This window comes from Clostridium sp. BL-8 (assembly GCF_002006495.1).
Lineage (GTDB): Bacteria > Bacillota > Clostridia > Clostridiales > Clostridiaceae > Clostridium.
Genome location: NZ_LZZL01000093.1, coordinates 1 through 18,839, shown reverse-complemented (window position 1 = coordinate 18,839; position 18,839 = coordinate 1). Strand labels below are relative to the sequence as shown.

The window sequence follows — 18,839 nt, the reverse complement described above, 5'->3', positions numbered from 1 at the left end:
TGATGAAAAATATTCAAGGCAACCTTGGAACTGTTATTTATTTTCATGTGCCTTATTATAATCTTATTCATTGCTATCTTATAATAACAACATAAAATCAAAATTCTAAATTAATTTCCATTAATTAGGAATGCAAATAAGATAAATAACAATTCCAAAGTTGCAACAGATATTCTTCATAAGTGATAGATAAATAAAAAAGAGGACTAACTCTCAAATCAATATAATTTGAAAATAGAAAATCCTCTTTTTATTTGATACTTTATTTTTTCTGAATTTATTTTTACTTTTTTCCTACATTTATTAAGTTATATACAATAACAGCTGCTTCACCATTATTTATATCATGAGTTCCGTTAAAATTACCATTTGTACCCTTAATTATATTAAGAGCATAACTCATTGCCGCATATCCTTTATATTTTTCATCTATATTATCTTTAAATGGATTATTAAATATTTCAGGATGAACAGCTACATTATCATACCCTAAGTACCTTATAACGAATTTCGCTGCCTCTTGATTTGAAACAGGAGAATTAGGAGCTTTTTCTTCCTTTTTAATTACTCCATTTTTTATAAGCATATCATAAAATTCATCATCGCTATTATAATTATCTTTTACAGGTGAATACATATATTTGAAGAAATTAATTTGGGTAATACCCATATTGGCATTAAATTTATCTCCATCAATATAATATCCATTATCTAAAAGAGCTTCTACAGGTTTTTCGCACCATTGTCCTTTTATGTCTGTGTATTCTGGTAACTTATTTTCTTTATATGCCTGTCCAGTAAAATCTAATCTTATTCCACTTATAGGATCAACAATGTAATTATCATTATTATTAAAATTATATACAAGCCCTATCTTATCTTTATCTACCTTGGTATATTCTAAGCCAAAACCAGCTAAGTCTTTCATTTTATTGAATGCAGCTTCTTTGCTGATTGCTTGACTGACATCTGGGAATGACAAATTATCATCCCAATTATTATCATATCCTACAACTTTACCATTAGTTTTATTAACATCAACTCGTAATGAGTTATCTTGAAATTCTATGCCATTTACCTGACGTACATATTTAAAAGAGAAAATATCTCCCTCTGGCTGAATAGTTCTTATTTTCAAAATAATAGGGTCTTTGCTATCTTCATATTTAGTTTGTGCATATTTATTAGGCGTAATTTTTTGCAAAAAGTTCTCTGCTATAGTTTTTCCATACGTCTCTGATATAGTTTGATTAGCTGTATTATTGTTATTATAAAGATGTAGAGAAATTACTTCTCCTGATTTAGCATCTACTTCACCATAGGCCTTGTCAAAGGAGATTCTCCAGGTGTACCCATCATTAATATAATTCTTATTTAAGGATGAATCCGTAACTTTCATATCAGCTGTTATCATATCAGACGCTTCCCTAAGAATACTTTCTGCTTTTTCCTTAGTAATAAGATTTGATACAGTATTAATTGCATCAATTTCTTCTTGTGTCAATGCCTGTTCACCTCTAAACAGACTATTTTGAGAAGCATCTGCTGTTACTCCATCTGCCTTATCAACATATATTGGACCATCTCTAAGTGGTTCTAGAACTTGTCCAGTTTTTGCATCAATGGCCTTATTTTCATTACTATCTATAGAATATCCTGCAAATACATTCATTTTCTTTTGCTTATCATCATAATAAGAATAATATTTTAAGCTAACTCCTAATTTGTCCATATAAGCTTTCTCTGCTTCATCCTGACTAAGAGCACCATCTAAACTTGGATATTCCATTCCTTTAATCTCTGGATTTTCCCCACTGAAAGACGTAACTTCGCCACTATATTTATTTACACCAACATTCACAGTAACGAAATTCACTGGAACCTCATTTACAAATTCCTGATAACTAAAATTATATTCATCTCCTGAATAATCAGTATTATTGTTATTAATTGCTTTCATTTGCTCAGAAGATGAAGGAATTACCTTATCTAAAAACTTTTCTGCTTCTATTTTAGCTTCATCCTTTGTAACCTTTGCGAGTCCATTAGAATTTTCATCACTAACTGATTTATTATAGTTATACAAGAAGCCATCTTCCCCAACAGATGCAGATATATATCCATTTTTGCCTTCTTTTTCTGACCAATTAAGCATCCAAACTCTAACTTTTCCATTAACCGTATCTTGTTCGCTTAAATTATGTGTAAACTCAGAATAATCATCTGGAACAGTTATAATATTTTTAGCTGTAATGATTGCTTGCTCAAGACCTTTACTATCCTCTTCTGCTCCGAAAACTGGAATAGAAATACTTGATAGCATTAAGCAGATTGTTAATATTCCGCTTAAAATTCCTTTCCTTTTCATAAATTACACCCACCTTCATATTTCTTTATTTATATTTTACATTATATATATCAGCATTACTTTAAAAACTCATATATATTTTTCCTTCACTATTAATACTATTTACTAAAGGAAAATGTTGCATTAATTATTACTTTTTATAAAAAATTTTCTTAGACAAATTTTCTTACAATTATTTGTTATATTTATTTAAATCAATATCATAAGATTTGCAGGTGTTTTCTTGACCCTAAAGCATAAAAAGATAGAGTTAATAATTGCGATATCTACAACTATTAACTCTATCTTTTTGTAAATGCTATATTATATTAACTTGAAGTTTATTAACTATTTCATTAGAGTTCAAAGCTCTTTGGCTCTCTCTGATTTTTAGTATGGATGGGCAAACAACCCTTATTAAAATATTACTAAAAATAATATCTCTTTTTTTATCACCAGGATTTCTATTATAAATGCTATGCATGTCTTCAATATAATTTATAATGTCTCTCTTGGATTCCAGTTTAATTTGTATCTCTCTGCTGCATTCATTCCAAACTTCAGATAGCTTTCCCCACCATAAAATTCTTTGTGCCTGCTCATAAAGTTCATGGCAAATAATATTTTTTCTAAATGCCTCATTATGAGGAAATGTAAAGAAATCACATAAATAATGACTTAGCATTCCTAATTTTATTGAAATATTTTCATTAACTTTTATCTTATCATATGCTAGTTCATCGATCATTTTTAAGACAATATCAAAGTCGTCACTTTTTTCATGTTTAGTCATTCTGTATTTAGGGCTAAAATCAGGCAGCATATTTCCATAAATAAAAGACTTAATAGTAATACCTAAATACCCATTATTAATTAATTCCTTACCCAAGATATATCCTATTTTGCCGTGAAGTAATGTATCCATATTACTAACTCACACCCTTTTTATATAATTATAAAAAAGATAGGTTAAATAGCTATTATCTTTATGTTATTTTTTGTTAAATCAAATCTAATTATTTTTAGTACCATCTTTTCTTATTTTCATATATTCTTCAAGGGTTATATTTCCATGATCTTTTAATGCCCTTATAAGTTCATCCTCATGTATTATTCCCATTAACTCCATATCATCACTTAGAACATAAAATGTATTGAACTTATTTTTATCAACTAGAGTTAATACATTAACTAAACCCTTTTTATAATGGACAGAAATAGATTTATTTTCTATATAGTTATATTTTTTTAATCTTCTTATCTTCTTAAACATATCCCCCATTATTATATACATAGTTTTTTCTCTCTCAACAAATGTTGCATATGTGATCAATATAACTGCAAGAAATAAACTTATGTTTACTTTATGTAATAAAATTATTATACTAAATATTACAAACATTATTCCTGAAATAATAAAACTAAAAGTTTCAGTAATTTTTTTTGCTTTTTTATATAAAAATTTTCTTGATAATAATATTTCAGTCACTCTTGCACCGTCTAAGGGATATGCCGGTAATAAATTAAATGCACCTAAAGATAGATTTATAATCATGCTATTTCTAATAAATTCATATTTAAAATACTCATAAAAAAAGCCTGCAATAACAGTCATAAAAAGATTAAAAAAGGGCCCCGCTAAATATAATACTAATTTTTTTCGTTCATTTAACTCATCAATATCATTCAAATCAGCTTTGGCACCTAATATACTAATATTAATATTATTAAATTTACATCCAAATTTATTTGCAACTACTATGTGTGCAAATTCATGCAATATTACCCATAGAAAACTAAGAATAATATAACTCTTAAAATCTCCAAGCCACATTAATATTGATAATTCTAAAATCAATACTATATACCATTTTTTCATTTTCAACCCCTATAATATTGCTATATAAAAACGATTTAAGATATGCACGCAGACAGTTATAATTAAGTGTATGGAAAAAGATAATAGATTCCTAATCTTATAATTCAATTTTGCATATCCTGACTATTCTTTAAGTACTCAATAAAACTTGATGCTCTTGCTTTTAAATTTTCTATTTTTAAGTCTTCAGTAGTAAAATTGCCCATCTTAAGATCTTTTCCTTTTACATTTCCCATTTGAATTGTATTGAATGCATCTATGCATTGATCATAGTTAAAATTATAGCTTAAAGCCTGTTTGGATTTTATGTGCATCTCCTCAATTTGAGCTGATGGAATATACTTTAATGCAACAAAAAATAATAATAAGATTGTGGCTCCTGTTAGTTCACTAATTATCCGTTTTATTATAAAATTTGTTCCTGTAATATTTGTACTACCGCCATATATTGGTCTGATAGATCTGTCTTTCTTCCCAGTCCAGATTGAATATTTACCTTTATCTCTTTTTTGTTTTGTAGCATTATTTATATTCTTATAATAATTTTCATAAGCCGACCTATAACTACTCATAGAACACTCCTTTAAATTTATTATTATTTAATTATATTTTGTGCACAATAAAATTATGAAAATAACTTTTCTCTTTGCATTTGTAATTTCTATTTATTTGATTGTGCCTTAGTTTTAGGCTATGAAACTTATAAAAAAATAAGATTAATAATTTAATACTTACCCATAAAATTCCTTCCAAATCTTATAGTCTTGTAAATGAATTATTAATCTTATTTTTAATTTTAATTAAGATCTAAAAGTAAATCTTTTTCCTTCTCATCCCTACATTTATCACTAATCCAACTGTAATTACGGTTGTAAGCAAAGAACTCCCTCCATAACTTACAAGTGGTAAGGTTATACCTGTGATTGGTAATAGTCCTATTGTCATCCCTATATTCTGCAATATAGCAAATAGAAAATATGAAACTATCCCCGTAGCTATGACTGATCCAAAAATATCTTTTGAAGTCCGTGCTATTGCTATCATCTTATATATGAGTAATCCATAAAGCAGTAATAATAAAGCTGCTCCCAAAAATCCCCATTGATCTGCAATTGCAGCAAATATAAAGTCGGTATGTACTTCAGGTACATTTTGCGCCGCATAAGTTGAAGATACATTACTGCTTAATGATGGCTCACTTCCAAACATACCTCCTGAACCAATTGCGATTAGAGATTGATTTAAGTGATAGGTACTTGCATCATCAACCTCTGGGTTTAAAAATGCTGTAAACCTAGTTTTTTGGTATGACTCTATTAACCCTGAGTTCCAAACCAATATTATTGCAAGCACTAATGACATTAATCCTCCACCTATAATTTTTGTATCAAACCCAGCTGCATAAAATATTCCCAAAACTATAAAGAAACACACCATACTCATTCCCATATCAGGCTGAATTACGATAAAAAGTACTGGCACTATACAATAAAATGCTAATATAAAGAAATTCTTAACATCATTTATTTTCCCATCCATGTCATCTAATTTCTTAGCCAGCATAAGTATAATTGCAAGCTTAGCAAATTCTGATGGTTGTATATTACCTACTCCAAGCCTAATCCATCCTCTCGCACCATTAACAACAATTCCAATTCCAGGAACCATTGTTAATATAAGAAGCACTACTGTCCCCCAATAAAATATTGGTACATAATTAAACAATATTGTATAATCTATTGAAATGAATACATATAGGCCGACAAGTGATAATAAGAACCAAGACAACTGCTGCTTTGCAAAATTTGGCCCATTCTCTATTCCTTTTGTACATAAATATATATTAAACGTGCCATATAAGACTAAAAGAATTAAAGAAATCAAAAGAGTTTTATCAATTTCTTTGATTAATCTTACATCTAATTTTAATATTCTAAACAATTTTTCACCTCCTAATTATATTTATTCCTGTTAACAATCAGAGCTTAAAGCTTATTTAACTTTCTAAATTTCTAACCATTAACAATAAAAGATTAAAATTGTAATAAATCTCCTTAAAGCTTTGTTTTAATAAGAATTATTTTTATGTAACTTAATTCATCTTAATTATACATTATTATCACTACATTCTCCATAATAATTATACCTACTAAATGAATCATAATAATTTTGTAATAATTTTAAGAATTTATTTATTATTTTTTAATGTTTCTAATGAAATAACTTATTATATTTATTAGTTTCATAGGAATAATATTATTAGTTAATTTTTTAAGTTTTATACTCTTTTAAATCTCTATTACTTCAATAATTATAAAAAAATATAAGATGCATTTTTAGAAAGACTTAATCCTTTAACTTTCTTAAAATAAATGCCTCTTATATTTTGATTGTGCCTTATCTTCCCCTTACATTTTTGATAGGAATGCTTGCTATCAATGCAGAAGTATTTTCACCTTCTTCATCACCGCTCTTATTTACTGATATTTCAACATCATCCACTTGTATATCAATATACTTAGAGATTACTTCCAAAATTTCTTCTCTTATTTTATCTATAATCTCTGGAGCAATTTCTCCTCTATCATGTATAAGAATTAACTTTAATCTATCCTTTGCAACCTCTTTAGGTGTTGGTTTATTGTTTAAATTCTTAAAAAAACCCATCTTTAATCCTCCCCTAATTGCGCTTAAATAGCTTCTTTAAGGAGCCTAAAAAGCCCTGATGTTCTTCTATATGTAAATTCATAAGTGGAACTTCTTCTCCCATGATCCTTCTTGCAATATTTTTAAATGCTTGTCCTGCAAATGCATTTTCATCTAATACAATTGGTTCACCTTTATTAGTTGAAATAGTTATATTCTTATCATCTGGTACTACCCCTAATAACTCTATTGAAAGAGTTTCTATTATATCAGATACATCAAGCATATCTCCATTCTTTGTCATTTCATAATTTAATCTATTTATAATTACTGAGTGATCATCTAATCCCTTCGCATCGAGCTTACCAATAACTCTATCTGCATCTCTAACGGATGTTATTTCAGGATTTACAACTATAATCGCCTTTTCCGCACCAATTACTGCATTTTCAAATCCCTGCTCAATACCTGCTGGTGAATCTATTAGTACATAATCAAATTCTTCCTTCAGCTCATTTACTATTTTAAGCATTTCCTGCGGACTTATATCATCCTTATCTTTTGTCTGAGCTGTTGGTAAAAGACATAAGTTTTGAAATCTTTTATCTTTTATAAGACCTTGCTTTAATCGACATCTTCCTTCTATTACATCAATTATTGTATATACTATTCTATTTTCTAAACCCAGTAATACATCTAAATTTCTAAGCCCTGTATCACCATCAATAACAACTACTTTTTTACCTAGTGATGCTAACGCAGTTCCTATATTAGCTGTAGTTGTAGTTTTACCAACACCACCTTTACCTGATGTTACCACTATAGATACTCCCATAAAAAAATCCCTCCGACATTCTAATATATATATTTATTTGGTAAATACGGTTCAACTATTATTAACCCATCCTTAATCCTTGCCAATTCCGGATATTTTGGTTTTTCAGAATCATCTGGAGACATTGCTATAACATTTGCAATTTTTAATATCTCTGGCTGCAATGAAAATGCAGCAATTACTGCTTTTGTGTTTCCATTAGCTCCTGCACTTACTTTACCTCTTATCCTGCCTAAAACAATTACATTACCTGTTGCATAAACTTCTGCTCCACTATTTATGTCACCAATTATAACTATATTTCCTTGATAATTTATACATTCTCCACCTCTAACGGTTTTTCGTATAAACTTAGACCGTCCTTCGTATACACCTGAAAATACTCTGCTTTCTTTTTTATTTACTTGTTCCATTTCAGACTCTTTTTCTATATTTTCTAATACGATATCCTTCAATTCTATTTTGGTTAGCAAAGTTTCTTTAAGAGTTTCCAATTCCTTTTTGTTAATAGCTTCTAAAGCTATTCTCAAAATTAATGTTGTGTTTTTATAAAAGTGTTTTCCCTTAGAAAGCTTTTTTACTAATACTAAAAGCATATCGTCAAAACAAGAAAATTTCTCCATATTAATGGTTGTATTTATTCCATCTTTATTACCTTTTATTAAAATACCATCATTATTATACATTAATGACCTCCAATAAGTTTTGCAGGTTAAAATAGTTAAATTCTTTTGAAAATGGCTACCTACATAAAATTATAACATTATGCAAGCTATTTTCATACATTTCTTTCAATGATTTTTCATTAAATTTTGTAATAATTTATAAAAAAATCATAATTACTGGCAAATTAAAGGATATAAGTCTGAAACTTTGTATAATGTATATTTTATAAATATCTCTCTTTCAAATTATCGTTCATTATTCAGAATTATTTAGGCACAATCCAAAAAATAATAAGTCCATCTGCTAGCCTATTTTCCATCATCCTGCGTCGGCTGATCGTACTAATAGGCTCGGCTATGAGCACAATCCGCCTCCTTGCCTGATGAAAAATATGCATGGCATTTTGGACTTGTTATTTTCTTTCACGTGCCTTAGGCATAATCAAAAGAATAATAGACCAGAAGCATGAAACTTTTGGCCTATTATTTTTTTGATTATGCATTATATTACAACCTTAACATAATCGCTTATATTAATACTATCTTCTGTAACTTCACAATCAACTGCTAATATATTAACACCGCATTCTTTCGCTTTTTTTAATGCTTCAGCAAATTCTTTATGCATTTTCACATTTGGTTCAAAATATAAAACATCCTTCATTTGTATTACAAATAGTATATAAGCATCATATCCATCTTGTATACATTCACAAAGTTCATTAACATGTTTAACACCTCTTTCAGTAGGTGCATCTGGAAACCTCACAACCCCATCTTCCTCCAAGGTTACCCCTTTTACTTCTATGAATGCTTTTTTATTCTTTGTTTCAACATAAAAATCAAATCTCGAATTTTTATATTTAGTTTCTGGCCTTATTAGAGTAATTTCTTTAAATAAGTTTCCTTTTGAAAGCCATTCCAAAGCGACCTTATTAGGTACTTGCGAATCCATATTAATCATTCTATTTTCTTTTATAACTCCTATAAGCGAAAATTTAGTCTTTCTTTTAGGATTATTACTTTCCTGAACAAATACTTTAGCACTCGGAGTTAATAATTCTTTACATCTTCCTGTATTTTTAACATGACAAATTTCTATCTTATTATTAACTTCTATATGTGCTATAAATCTATTAGGCCTTGATATAAATTTACCTTCTAATATATTATTATATTTCATATTATCCTCCATAAATTAAGGTACATGAGTATAAATAACAAATCCAAAGCTGCCATGAATATTTTTTCATCAGTCAATGAGAGAAATTGCCCTCATATGAGGCTATTAAGTGAATTTACCGCCACAGCATAGCGGAAAATGGGTTAACAAATGGACTTGTTATTTATTTGATTGTTCCTTAAGCAAAAAAATCTCTATTAGGTTTTATTATACAACATTTATTATTGTATACCCTAATAGAGAAAATCAACTTAATTAAAATATATATAATTTATTTTTTAATTGTACCTTAATCCTTTTTAGCTGCAACTTTATCTTGAGTTGCTGCAGTGTTACTATTGTTACTATTATTATTACTAGTATTATTTGCTGCTGTTTGTGAAGCATCTGCATTTTGATTATACGGATTACCTAAAACATATTTTTTCCACGTATCCGATGATGAAGTATACTGTGTATCATTTTGTAATTGATCCTTAAAATAAGAATCATAAACTGCCTTTACTACTGATGCAATATTACTACCATGACCTCCATCGAATACTACTGCTGCCACAGCTATCTGTGGGTCATTTGCTGGAGCAAAACTGACGTATGTTGCGAAAGGTTCTCTTCCTATCTCCAATTGATGATCAGGATCAAAATCGGCTGTACCAGTCTTACCAGCTGTCGGTATTGGATATCCTAGAAATGTAGAACTACCTGTACCATCTGCTTCCTGGTTAACAGCTGTCATTCCCTGTTTAACAGCTTCTTGAGTTTCTTTTGACATTTTAACTGTATTTAAAACTTCCGGTTTAAACTCTTGAACCACATTTCCATCACCATCTGTAACTTTATCTACTAAATGAATCTTATATCTTGTTCCTCCATTTGCAAGAGTTGATATGTATGATACTAATTGCAATGGAGTAAAGTTATTCATACCCTGACCTATTGATGCTGAAACAAGTGAACCTGGTGATCTTACTTGTCCTGGTGTATCATTAGTTGCAAACTGAGCTAATTCCTCTGCAATTATTCCAGCCTGAGAATCAATATTTACATTTCTTCCAGATATACTTGCTTTATATTCATCAGAATTATTCATAAAGTCTAAAACATCTTTTTTAATATCCTTTGCAAAGGCATCATGGCCTACTGCTTGAGGATTATCAGAATCTTTATCTATAGCATCTTTAACTTTACTTTTAATTGCCTGCTTAGCTGCTTTAAGTGCATCACTATCATTATCAGAATCCTTTATATCAATTGGAATAAAGGACACTCCATTATATTGACCGCTACTTAAAAAAGCAATTATATTGTCTGTAGACATTGATAAAACTAACTTTTTATTGTCAGTAAAATTATAAGTCTCACCGAAGCTTTCTCCTATTTCTATTCCTGTTGACTTCTTTGTATTACTATTCGGATCAACTCCCATTCCAAACTGCCAAGCATATTTAGCAATAGAATTTAGTGCCTCAACATTATTAGCTTTGCCTCCTGCCTGTATATACATTCTGGTCGCAGTTTCATAAAAATAGAAGTTAATAGATTTTGCTATGGCTGTTGTTAAATTTATATTTCCTTGCGGAGCATCTAGTCCTCCTGGACCAAAAGCTTTACCAAAAATCTCTGGATGAATATTAAATTTTCCTACATCATCTATCATTGTATCAGGAGTTATTACTCCAGATTCTAAACCAGCTACAGCTGTAAGAGGCTTAAATGTTGAACCTGGTGGAATTAGTGCCTGAGTAGCATAATTAAACGTTGCTTTTGGATATAAGTCATATTTATCCCATCTAGTTCCATCATTTCTTACTGGAAATAAATCATCAACAGTTTTATTAAGTCCCATTCTTTTAATAAATTCCTGTCCAAATTTCTCTAGATCAGGATTAAAATAATCCTTATACTGTTCAGAGGTTAATTGCCCTGGAACTGTAAATAAATTAGGATTATAATTAGGATAACTTGTCAAAGCTAATACCCTTCCAGTTTTGACTTCAACTGCTACCAAAGCACCTCTAGTTGCATTTGCAAGCCTATTTCCTTTATCATCTCTGCCATTAGCCTGCAGATCAGCAATTTTATCAGCTAAGGCCTGCTCTGCTGCATATTGAATATCTCTGTCTATGGTAAGATGTACATCGTCTCCTGGATATGATTGAAGTTCAAATAACTTTTGAGTAACAGAACCTTGGGAGTTAACCTTAACTGTAGTTCCACCCTTAACGCCTTTTAATTGATCCTCAAAAGCAGCTTCTATTCCAGATTTCCCAACTAAATCCGATGAAACATCATATCCCTTAAGTTCATAGGTTGATTTTTGCGTATCATTAATTGAGGATACATATCCTAAAACCGAAGATGCTAAATTATTATATGGATATGATCTTATTGGTGCCGAACTTACATTTATTCCAGGTAAATCATAATTCTTCTGCATGACTATTAACGCTGTATCTTTTTTGATATTTCCTGCAATAGTTACTGATTTATATCCTTTAAAACTTTGCATCTTTATTAAATCTTTTATGACCATAAATTTTCTAATGTCATTTAAAGAATATCCCTGCTTTATAATCTCATCAGTCAGTTCCTTATCGGTCATATTATCATATATCTTTTTCTTATCTTTTGATGATGCATAATCTGGATCGACAAGTCCAATTAACCCATACTCTCTTACTAAAGCATAAAATGAATCTTCTGGTGTGAGCTGTAAAAGCTTTTTATCAAGCTCGGCACTTTGTTCATCAGATAATTCTTCAACATCTTTTAAATCTTTATCCTTATTTTTTAATATATCATTTAGACCTCTATCTTTTTTAAATCTCAATTCTTCCACATTTTGTGATTCTTTATCACTCGTTTTATAATCAAAATATATATTATTATTATCATCAATCTTTAATGATAATGTATCTTGAATCTTCTCTCCGTTTTCGTCTAATATCTTGAAAAGCTCTTTCATTGTTGTATAAAACTGCTTTTCTGCATCATCTGTCTTTGTATATGTAAGAGTATATGTCTGTATATTAGTAGCTAAAGTGTTGCCTTTGTCATCATATATTTTTCCTCTTGGAGCTGTATCTGCTATAAATCTTGTTGATGTTACATCAGCTTTATCTTTATATTCTTCATAATTAAACACCTGAAGATATATCAGTCTAAAAATAATTATTGAAAATATAGATGCCATAATAATAGTTAAAACAGTATATCTTGAAGTTCTTTTTTTCTTTTTATTTGTTGGTTTATTTACTATCATTTAAACCTCCATCTTTGCTTTGAATACTCGTCATCATAAATTTTTATCACTAACTTATATACAAAAAACATTACTGCTCCATTATATATACCCATAAAAATACTTCTTGAAAGCTGTATTTTTATACCTAATAAATAAAATATAAAGGCTACTCCAATATACTTCAAAATTGTAATAAAAAAAATTGAAATCACAGGTATTAATCTCTTATGTTTTATTATTGCTGCTCCGATGAGACTCGCAAAAAAACATAACAATAAATTTAATAAAGAATTTACTCCAAATCCATTAAAAAAGAAAATATCTTGAAGCACTCCACTTACAACTCCTATAAATACTGACTTTTCTTTTCCTAGAACCAATGAATAAGCAATAGCAAATGTAAATAATAAACTAGGATAAGCACCATTTATCGAAAAAAATGGTACTAATGAATTATCTAATATAACTAACCCTATAGAAACTAAAATTATAATTAATTTTTCCATTTAAAACCCTCTAATTGTATTTAATTTCTTTTGTATCTTTTGGAGATACAATAAATAATTCCTGTAATTTATTAAAATCCACATATGGTTTTACTACTGCATTTTTCATTACTTTTACATTATCTTCTTCCACACTGATTACTTCTCCAATTCTAATATCCTTTGGATAAAGCATACCAACTCCAGACGTAGTTATAACATCTCCTTCTTTGACATCAGAATCCATTGGTAAATCATATACCTTTGCTAAATTTCCGTTTTGCTTATCTTTAAAACCTTTTATATATCCAGTAACATCATTGGTCCTTTGAACCATAACACCTACAGATATATTTTCATTAAGCAGCGATTGAACTATGCAAGTACTATCATCTACACTTGTCACTTGCCCTACTAAACCTTCAGCTCCTATAACAATCATACCTTTTTGAACATTATCATTTTTGCCTTTATCAACAATGTATCCGTCCAAGAAATTTCCACCACTATAGCCTTTAATATTACATGCTATGTAGTTGTAATTATTTCTTTCTTGCTCAAAATTTAAGACTTGCCTTAGTCTATCATTTTCTTCTTTTAAATTTGCATAAGAACTCAATTCATTTTCAAGCTCTGCATTCTGATCTGTCAGCTCTTTATTTTGAGCCTTTACTTCAGAGAAATTCAAGAAAAAATCTAAGGTTTCCTTAACTCTATTAGTTCCGCTATATAGAATACTTTGAACAGGATTTAAAGTACTACCGGCACCACTTTCAATAATACTCCTATTTTCCCTTTTAGCAGAATATACTATTAATCCTAAAAAGCTAACTGACAGCACTATAATAGTTACTGCCAGTTTATTTCTAAGAAGCTTCATCTACTAACCTCTTTGATCCCTACTAATTTTATCAAAATCTTCTAGTGCCTTCCCTGCTCCAAGTACTACGCAATCAAGAGGTGCCTCTGCAATATGTACAGGCATGTTCGTTTCTTTGTTTATTAATGTATCTAATCCTCTTAGATAAGCTCCACCACCTGCAAGCATTATTCCTTTTTCCATAATATCAGCTGCAAGTTCTGGAGGTGTTTTTTCTAATGTAGTCTTAATTGATTCTATGATAGCATATACAGGTTCTTTTAATGCTTCTCTAACTTGAGTTTCTGAAATTTCAACAATCTTAGGAAGACCTGTAATCATGTCTCTTCCCTTGATCTCCATAACCATTTCTTCATCTGAAGTTCTATACGCTGACCCAATCTCCATCTTAACTTGTTCAGCAGTTCTTTCTCCAACCATTAGGTTAAACTCTTTTTTGATATATGATATTATTGACTGATCTAATTCATCACCAGCTATTCTAAGTGATTTACTAGTTACGATACCACCTAAAGAAATAATTGCAACTTCTGTAGTACCTCCACCAATGTCAACTATCATACTTCCTGTAGGTTCACTTACTGGAAGTCCTGCTCCTATAGCTGCTGCCATAGGCTCTTCCATTAAAATAACATCTCTAGCTCCTGAAAGTTTTGTTGCTTCTTCAATAGCTCTCTTCTCCACTTCAGTAACTCCAGATGGATAACATACTATTATTCTTGGATTTTTAAAAGCATTCTTAGTTGATACTTTCTCTATTAAACTCTTCATCATTGTTTGAGCTGTATCAAAATCTGCTATTACACCATCTTTCAATGGTCTTATAGCTACAATATTTCCAGGGGTTCTACCTATCATAAGCTTCGCTTCTGATCCAACTGCTAATGTCTTTTTTGTCATGTTATTCATTGCAACAACAGATGGTTCTCTCAAAACTATTCCTTTACCTTTTACAAATACTAGGGTGTTTGCTGTACCTAAATCTATCCCCATATCTTTTCCTGATCCAAAAAATCCCATTCGTTTTTCCCCTTCCAATTTTTATATTAGTCCTCTTTCTTTAAGGCTAATAAACTTATTATTTCCTATTATAATGTGGTCTATTAATTGTATTCCTATAATATTTCCACATTCTTTAACTCTTAATGTAATATTTATATCTTCCTTACTAGGCGTTGGATCGCCTGACGGATGATTATGACATATAATTATAGAAGCACTGTTTTTATTTATTGCTTCCTTATATATCTCCCTTGGATGAACAACCGAAGTGTTTAAACTACCTTTAAAAATATCTTTGACTCCAATAATTGTATTCTTTGTACTTAACAATATAACCTTTAGAATTTCTTGATTTAGCTCATTCATTTCTCCCATTAGAAGATCTGCTAAATCTTTAGGCGTAGTTATTTTAATATCTCTTCTCATTGATTTTAATGTTTTAAATCTTTTAAAAAGTTCAGCAATTGCTAAAAGTTGAGAAGCCTTTCCCTCTTTTATGCCTTTTATGTTTATTATATCATTAAAACTTGCACTTAAAATACCATCTAGTCCTTCTAATTCTGACAAAAGTCTCCCACTAAGCTGAAGTACATTTTCTCCTTTAGTTCCTGTCCTAAGTATAATAGCTAGTAACTCCGAATTACTCAAGCTCTCTGCTCCGCAAGCTAATAATTTTTCTTTAGGTCTTTCATCTTGTGGCATATCCTTAATTTTAAGGTTATTTTTCATTGAAATATTACCTCCACATAATATGATACCCCTATTCCATAATAATTAATTATTGCACTTCTTCTAATATAGCTTTTAATTTGTTCAATGGAAGTCCAACAACATTATAATAACATCCCTTTATCTCCTTAACGAAGATTCCTCCAATACCTTGAATCCCATAAGCTCCTGCTTTATCTAAAGGCTCACCTGTTTTTATGTACTCTAATATTTCTTCATCACTTATTTTAGAGAAAACCACTTCTGTAGCTAGGCTTTCCTGCCTAATTACATTTGTAGCTGTATTCATGACAGCAACTCCCGAGTAAACCAAATGTTTCCTGCCTTGAAGAGACTTAAGCATACGGAAAGCATCTTCTTCATCCTTCGGCTTTCCAAGAATCTCGTTATCTAATGTTACTATAGTATCTGCTGATATTATTATTGCATCAGTACATAATTTCTTTCGAGCATTCATAGCTTTCCCGAGTGCTATCTCTTTAACATATTCATCTATAGACCCTTTAAAAAGAACTTTATCTTCATTAAAGTCGCTGACTATTATATCAAATTCTTTAATTAATCTACTTAAAAGTTCTACTCTTCTTTCTGAAGCAGAAGCTAATATCACTCTCATATATTCATTCACATCCTAAAACAAAGAAATCTACGCACATTAAGAAAATAACAGTTCACGATATTTCATATACCTTGTGTCAGACAGGAAGATATATTTGTTAATAGTTACAATAATCTATTAACAGCACTTGTCTATCCAGTATGTCGCAAAATAGTCATTCAATCTTGCTGGTCTGTTATTTTTCTAAGTGTGTATAATATACATCATTGACAAATAATACATATTATAGACATATTAATTTTTAGCTTGAAAATTACTTAATTTTAAAGGTACAAAAATAATACATTAGATAAACAATCTTAAAATTCCACTTATACATCACAATAAATTTTATTAGTGAAAAGTAACAAATTTTATTTTGCTTATCTATATCATCTTTATACCTTATAGTTTATCATTTAAGATGCTCTTAAACAAGTCTGTTATACTAACTTCTGACTTTTTTTATATAAATGTAATTTTGTTGTAATAATTATTAATCAAATTCTTAGTTTTTTATTAATTTGTATAATTCTTGAATATTTGTATTACTATTCGATTTATTTATTTCATCAGGTAAATTTTCTACATAATTTCCCAAATCATTTATTTTTTTAGAATTATTATCTCCATCCTTTATAATTTTATCCGTCCACGCTTTAAATTCTGTAGTTTTTATACTCTTAACTTCATTATCCTGAAGTTTATTTATAATTGTTAAAAATCCATTAACGATTTCCACTATTTTTTTATTTTCTGAGCTATCATAGGGAATATTTAAATTAATTTTAGTAACATCAATATTATTTGATTTAAATTCCTGCATTTTTTTAAGGCCATCATCTTCGTTATACATTCCTGCTAACACCCTGTACATTCCGTCATCTTCTACTATGAAAGGTTCACAATATTTAGCTAATGCAGTTAATGATTCTTTTGCATTTTCTTCTTTTGAGTAGTAGCCACATTGCAGCACTATAATCTTAGGAAGTTCATTTGAATAACCTGAATTGCTGCTGCTACTAATGTCATGCATTTCTTTTCCCCGAAAAATGACATTGCTGGCATATAGTCCGCCGCTTATTGATATTCCCACAATAACCACAACACTAAATAAAAATTTTACTTTACTTGATTTTTTATATTCATATCTTGTGTATCTCATAGTTCCACCCCCACTTAATCAGTTTATGCCCTTTAGGGTACCCTGTGGGCAATTTACAGTTAACAGTTTATGGAGAAAAGTCTTTCAGGCTTTTCAAAAATACATTTTTTAAATTATTAAGCATATGAGAGAAAGTAAAAATACAGTCAAAATTTTATATCTGTTTACTTTGGCTTCCACAGCAAATCACTATAGATTATGTTTAACTATTTTATTTCTTTAACTTTCTCTTCGAATTTTATCTTTAACCATTAACTGCTTTCTTATGATATATTTATTCTATGAGTTACACATATATGAATTATGTTAAATAAAAAAAGTGGCTAAGCCACTTTTCAATATACAATTTATGCTGAAAAGCCTTAGGCTTTTCTTAATCTAAATATAATTTTAGAAATTTTTATTAATGATTTCATCTTTAAATCATCATTCATCTATTATTAATTCTTAACTAAATATTCTTCTTGCCGTTGCATATCTATCGGCATAATATCCATCAGATAATGAACTTACCATTACAGGTTTTCCTGTTCTCGGCGCGTGTATAAATTCTCCATTTCCGATATAAATACCAACATGACTCATCGACCCTTCTGTATTAAAAAATACTAAATCTCCCGGCCTTAAATCACTACGTTTAACATTTTGACCTTCATTTACTTGACTGTACGTAGTACGTGATAAACCTACTCCAAATCTGTTATATACATATTGTGTTAATCCTGAGCAATCAAATGCATTTGGTCCAGCAGCTCCATAAACATATGGTTTTCCTAAAAACTTATATGCGTAGTTAACCACTTCGCTTCCCTTACTAATGGCCCCTCTTGAAACTTTATCTCCTTCATCTTGGGTTACTTTTGCATCTGATGGTGCCTTAATTACTTTAGTTGTCTTAAGTTCACTTGTCTTAAGGACAATCCCTTTGTTTGATGTCATAGTAATATCAGCTTTAGCATTTTGAGTGTTAATAAAGCAAACTCCTAAAAAAATAAAAGTTGCAATTATGCATCTTGTAAACATAGTTTTCTTATCTTTCATCTCTATTCCCTCTCCATTAACTAAGGCACAATCAAATAAATAACAAATCCATTTGCCAGCCTATTTTCCATCATCCTACGTCGGTAAATTGACCTAATAGACCCGCTATGAGGTCAATTTACCTCCTTGCCTGATGAAAA

General features: G+C 29.7%; 17 protein-coding genes. All 17 read right to left on the bottom strand.

The features are described from left to right. Window positions 1–283 precede the first annotated feature (283 nt). The 17 genes from CLOBL_RS22970 to CLOBL_RS22890 all read right to left on the bottom strand — a co-directional run bounded on the left by CLOBL_RS22970 (window position 284) and on the right by CLOBL_RS22890 (window position 18,699). Window positions 284–2,368, bottom strand: a complete 2,085-nt coding sequence (locus tag CLOBL_RS22970) for a YcdB/YcdC domain-containing protein (RefSeq protein WP_077861152.1) — start codon at window positions 2,366–2,368, stop codon at window positions 284–286. Between the two features lie 298 nt (window positions 2,369–2,666). Then, window positions 2,667–3,272 carry a zinc dependent phospholipase C family protein gene (locus tag CLOBL_RS22965; RefSeq protein WP_077861151.1) on the bottom strand — a complete coding sequence of 202 codons (606 nt, stop codon included), beginning with the start codon at window positions 3,270–3,272 and terminating at the stop codon, window positions 2,667–2,669. A gap of 87 nt (window positions 3,273–3,359) precedes the next feature. After that, window positions 3,360–4,226, bottom strand: coding sequence for a M50 family metallopeptidase (locus tag CLOBL_RS22960; RefSeq protein ID WP_077861150.1), 867 nt, complete (start codon window positions 4,224–4,226; stop codon window positions 3,360–3,362). Between the two features lie 104 nt (window positions 4,227–4,330). Continuing rightward, a complete protein-coding gene (locus CLOBL_RS22955; protein ID WP_077861149.1) occupies window positions 4,331–4,798 on the bottom strand; it encodes a hypothetical protein in 468 nt (155 codons plus the stop codon). Between the two features lie 235 nt (window positions 4,799–5,033). Next, window positions 5,034–6,167 (bottom strand): rod shape-determining protein RodA, encoded by a 1,134-nt coding sequence (rodA, locus tag CLOBL_RS22950; RefSeq protein ID WP_077861148.1) that lies wholly within the window; start codon window positions 6,165–6,167, stop codon window positions 5,034–5,036. A 456-nt stretch (window positions 6,168–6,623) separates the two neighbouring features. Next, the gene (minE, locus tag CLOBL_RS22945) at window positions 6,624–6,893 is read right to left on the bottom strand and encodes a cell division topological specificity factor MinE (protein WP_009172656.1); all 270 of its coding nucleotides are present in this window, start codon (window positions 6,891–6,893) and stop codon (window positions 6,624–6,626) included. 13 nt (window positions 6,894–6,906) lie between these two features. Continuing rightward, on the bottom strand, window positions 6,907–7,707 hold the full coding sequence (gene minD / locus CLOBL_RS22940) for a septum site-determining protein MinD (RefSeq protein WP_009172657.1): 801 nt from the start codon (window positions 7,705–7,707) through the stop codon (window positions 6,907–6,909). Between the two features lie 20 nt (window positions 7,708–7,727). Next, window positions 7,728–8,393: a septum site-determining protein MinC gene (gene minC, locus CLOBL_RS22935; RefSeq protein WP_009172658.1), complete on the bottom strand. Its 666-nt coding sequence runs from the start codon at window positions 8,391–8,393 to the stop codon at window positions 7,728–7,730. Between the two features lie 481 nt (window positions 8,394–8,874). Then, window positions 8,875–9,555, bottom strand: a complete 681-nt coding sequence (sfsA, locus tag CLOBL_RS22930) for a DNA/RNA nuclease SfsA (protein WP_077861147.1) — start codon at window positions 9,553–9,555, stop codon at window positions 8,875–8,877. A gap of 289 nt (window positions 9,556–9,844) precedes the next feature. Further along, window positions 9,845–12,817 carry a penicillin-binding transpeptidase domain-containing protein gene (locus tag CLOBL_RS22925; protein WP_077861146.1) on the bottom strand — a complete coding sequence of 991 codons (2,973 nt, stop codon included), beginning with the start codon at window positions 12,815–12,817 and terminating at the stop codon, window positions 9,845–9,847. Continuing rightward, window positions 12,814–13,305, bottom strand: coding sequence for a rod shape-determining protein MreD (gene mreD, locus CLOBL_RS22920; protein ID WP_077861145.1), 492 nt, complete (start codon window positions 13,303–13,305; stop codon window positions 12,814–12,816). The genes CLOBL_RS22925 and mreD overlap by 4 nt, the downstream gene beginning before the upstream one ends. Window positions 13,306–13,315: 10 nt before the next feature. After that, complete coding sequence (gene mreC, locus CLOBL_RS22915) at window positions 13,316–14,164, bottom strand: rod shape-determining protein MreC (protein ID WP_077861144.1); 849 nt, start codon at window positions 14,162–14,164, stop codon at window positions 13,316–13,318. 3 nt (window positions 14,165–14,167) lie between these two features. Next, a complete protein-coding gene (locus CLOBL_RS22910) occupies window positions 14,168–15,184 on the bottom strand; it encodes a rod shape-determining protein (protein WP_035301949.1) in 1,017 nt (338 codons plus the stop codon). Between the two features lie 21 nt (window positions 15,185–15,205). Beyond that, complete coding sequence (gene radC, locus CLOBL_RS22905; protein ID WP_077861143.1) at window positions 15,206–15,895, bottom strand: DNA repair protein RadC; 690 nt, start codon at window positions 15,893–15,895, stop codon at window positions 15,206–15,208. 49 nt (window positions 15,896–15,944) lie between these two features. Beyond that, entirely contained in the window at window positions 15,945–16,511 is a 567-nt protein-coding gene (locus tag CLOBL_RS22900) for a Maf-like protein (protein ID WP_077861142.1), read from the bottom strand. Window positions 16,512–17,001: 490 nt separating this feature from the next. After that, window positions 17,002–17,658: an SPOR domain-containing protein gene (locus tag CLOBL_RS22895; RefSeq protein WP_077861141.1), complete on the bottom strand. Its 657-nt coding sequence runs from the start codon at window positions 17,656–17,658 to the stop codon at window positions 17,002–17,004. A 447-nt stretch (window positions 17,659–18,105) separates the two neighbouring features. Further along, a complete protein-coding gene (locus tag CLOBL_RS22890) occupies window positions 18,106–18,699 on the bottom strand; it encodes a C40 family peptidase (protein ID WP_077861140.1) in 594 nt (197 codons plus the stop codon). Between the last annotated feature and the right edge of the window lie 140 nt (window positions 18,700–18,839).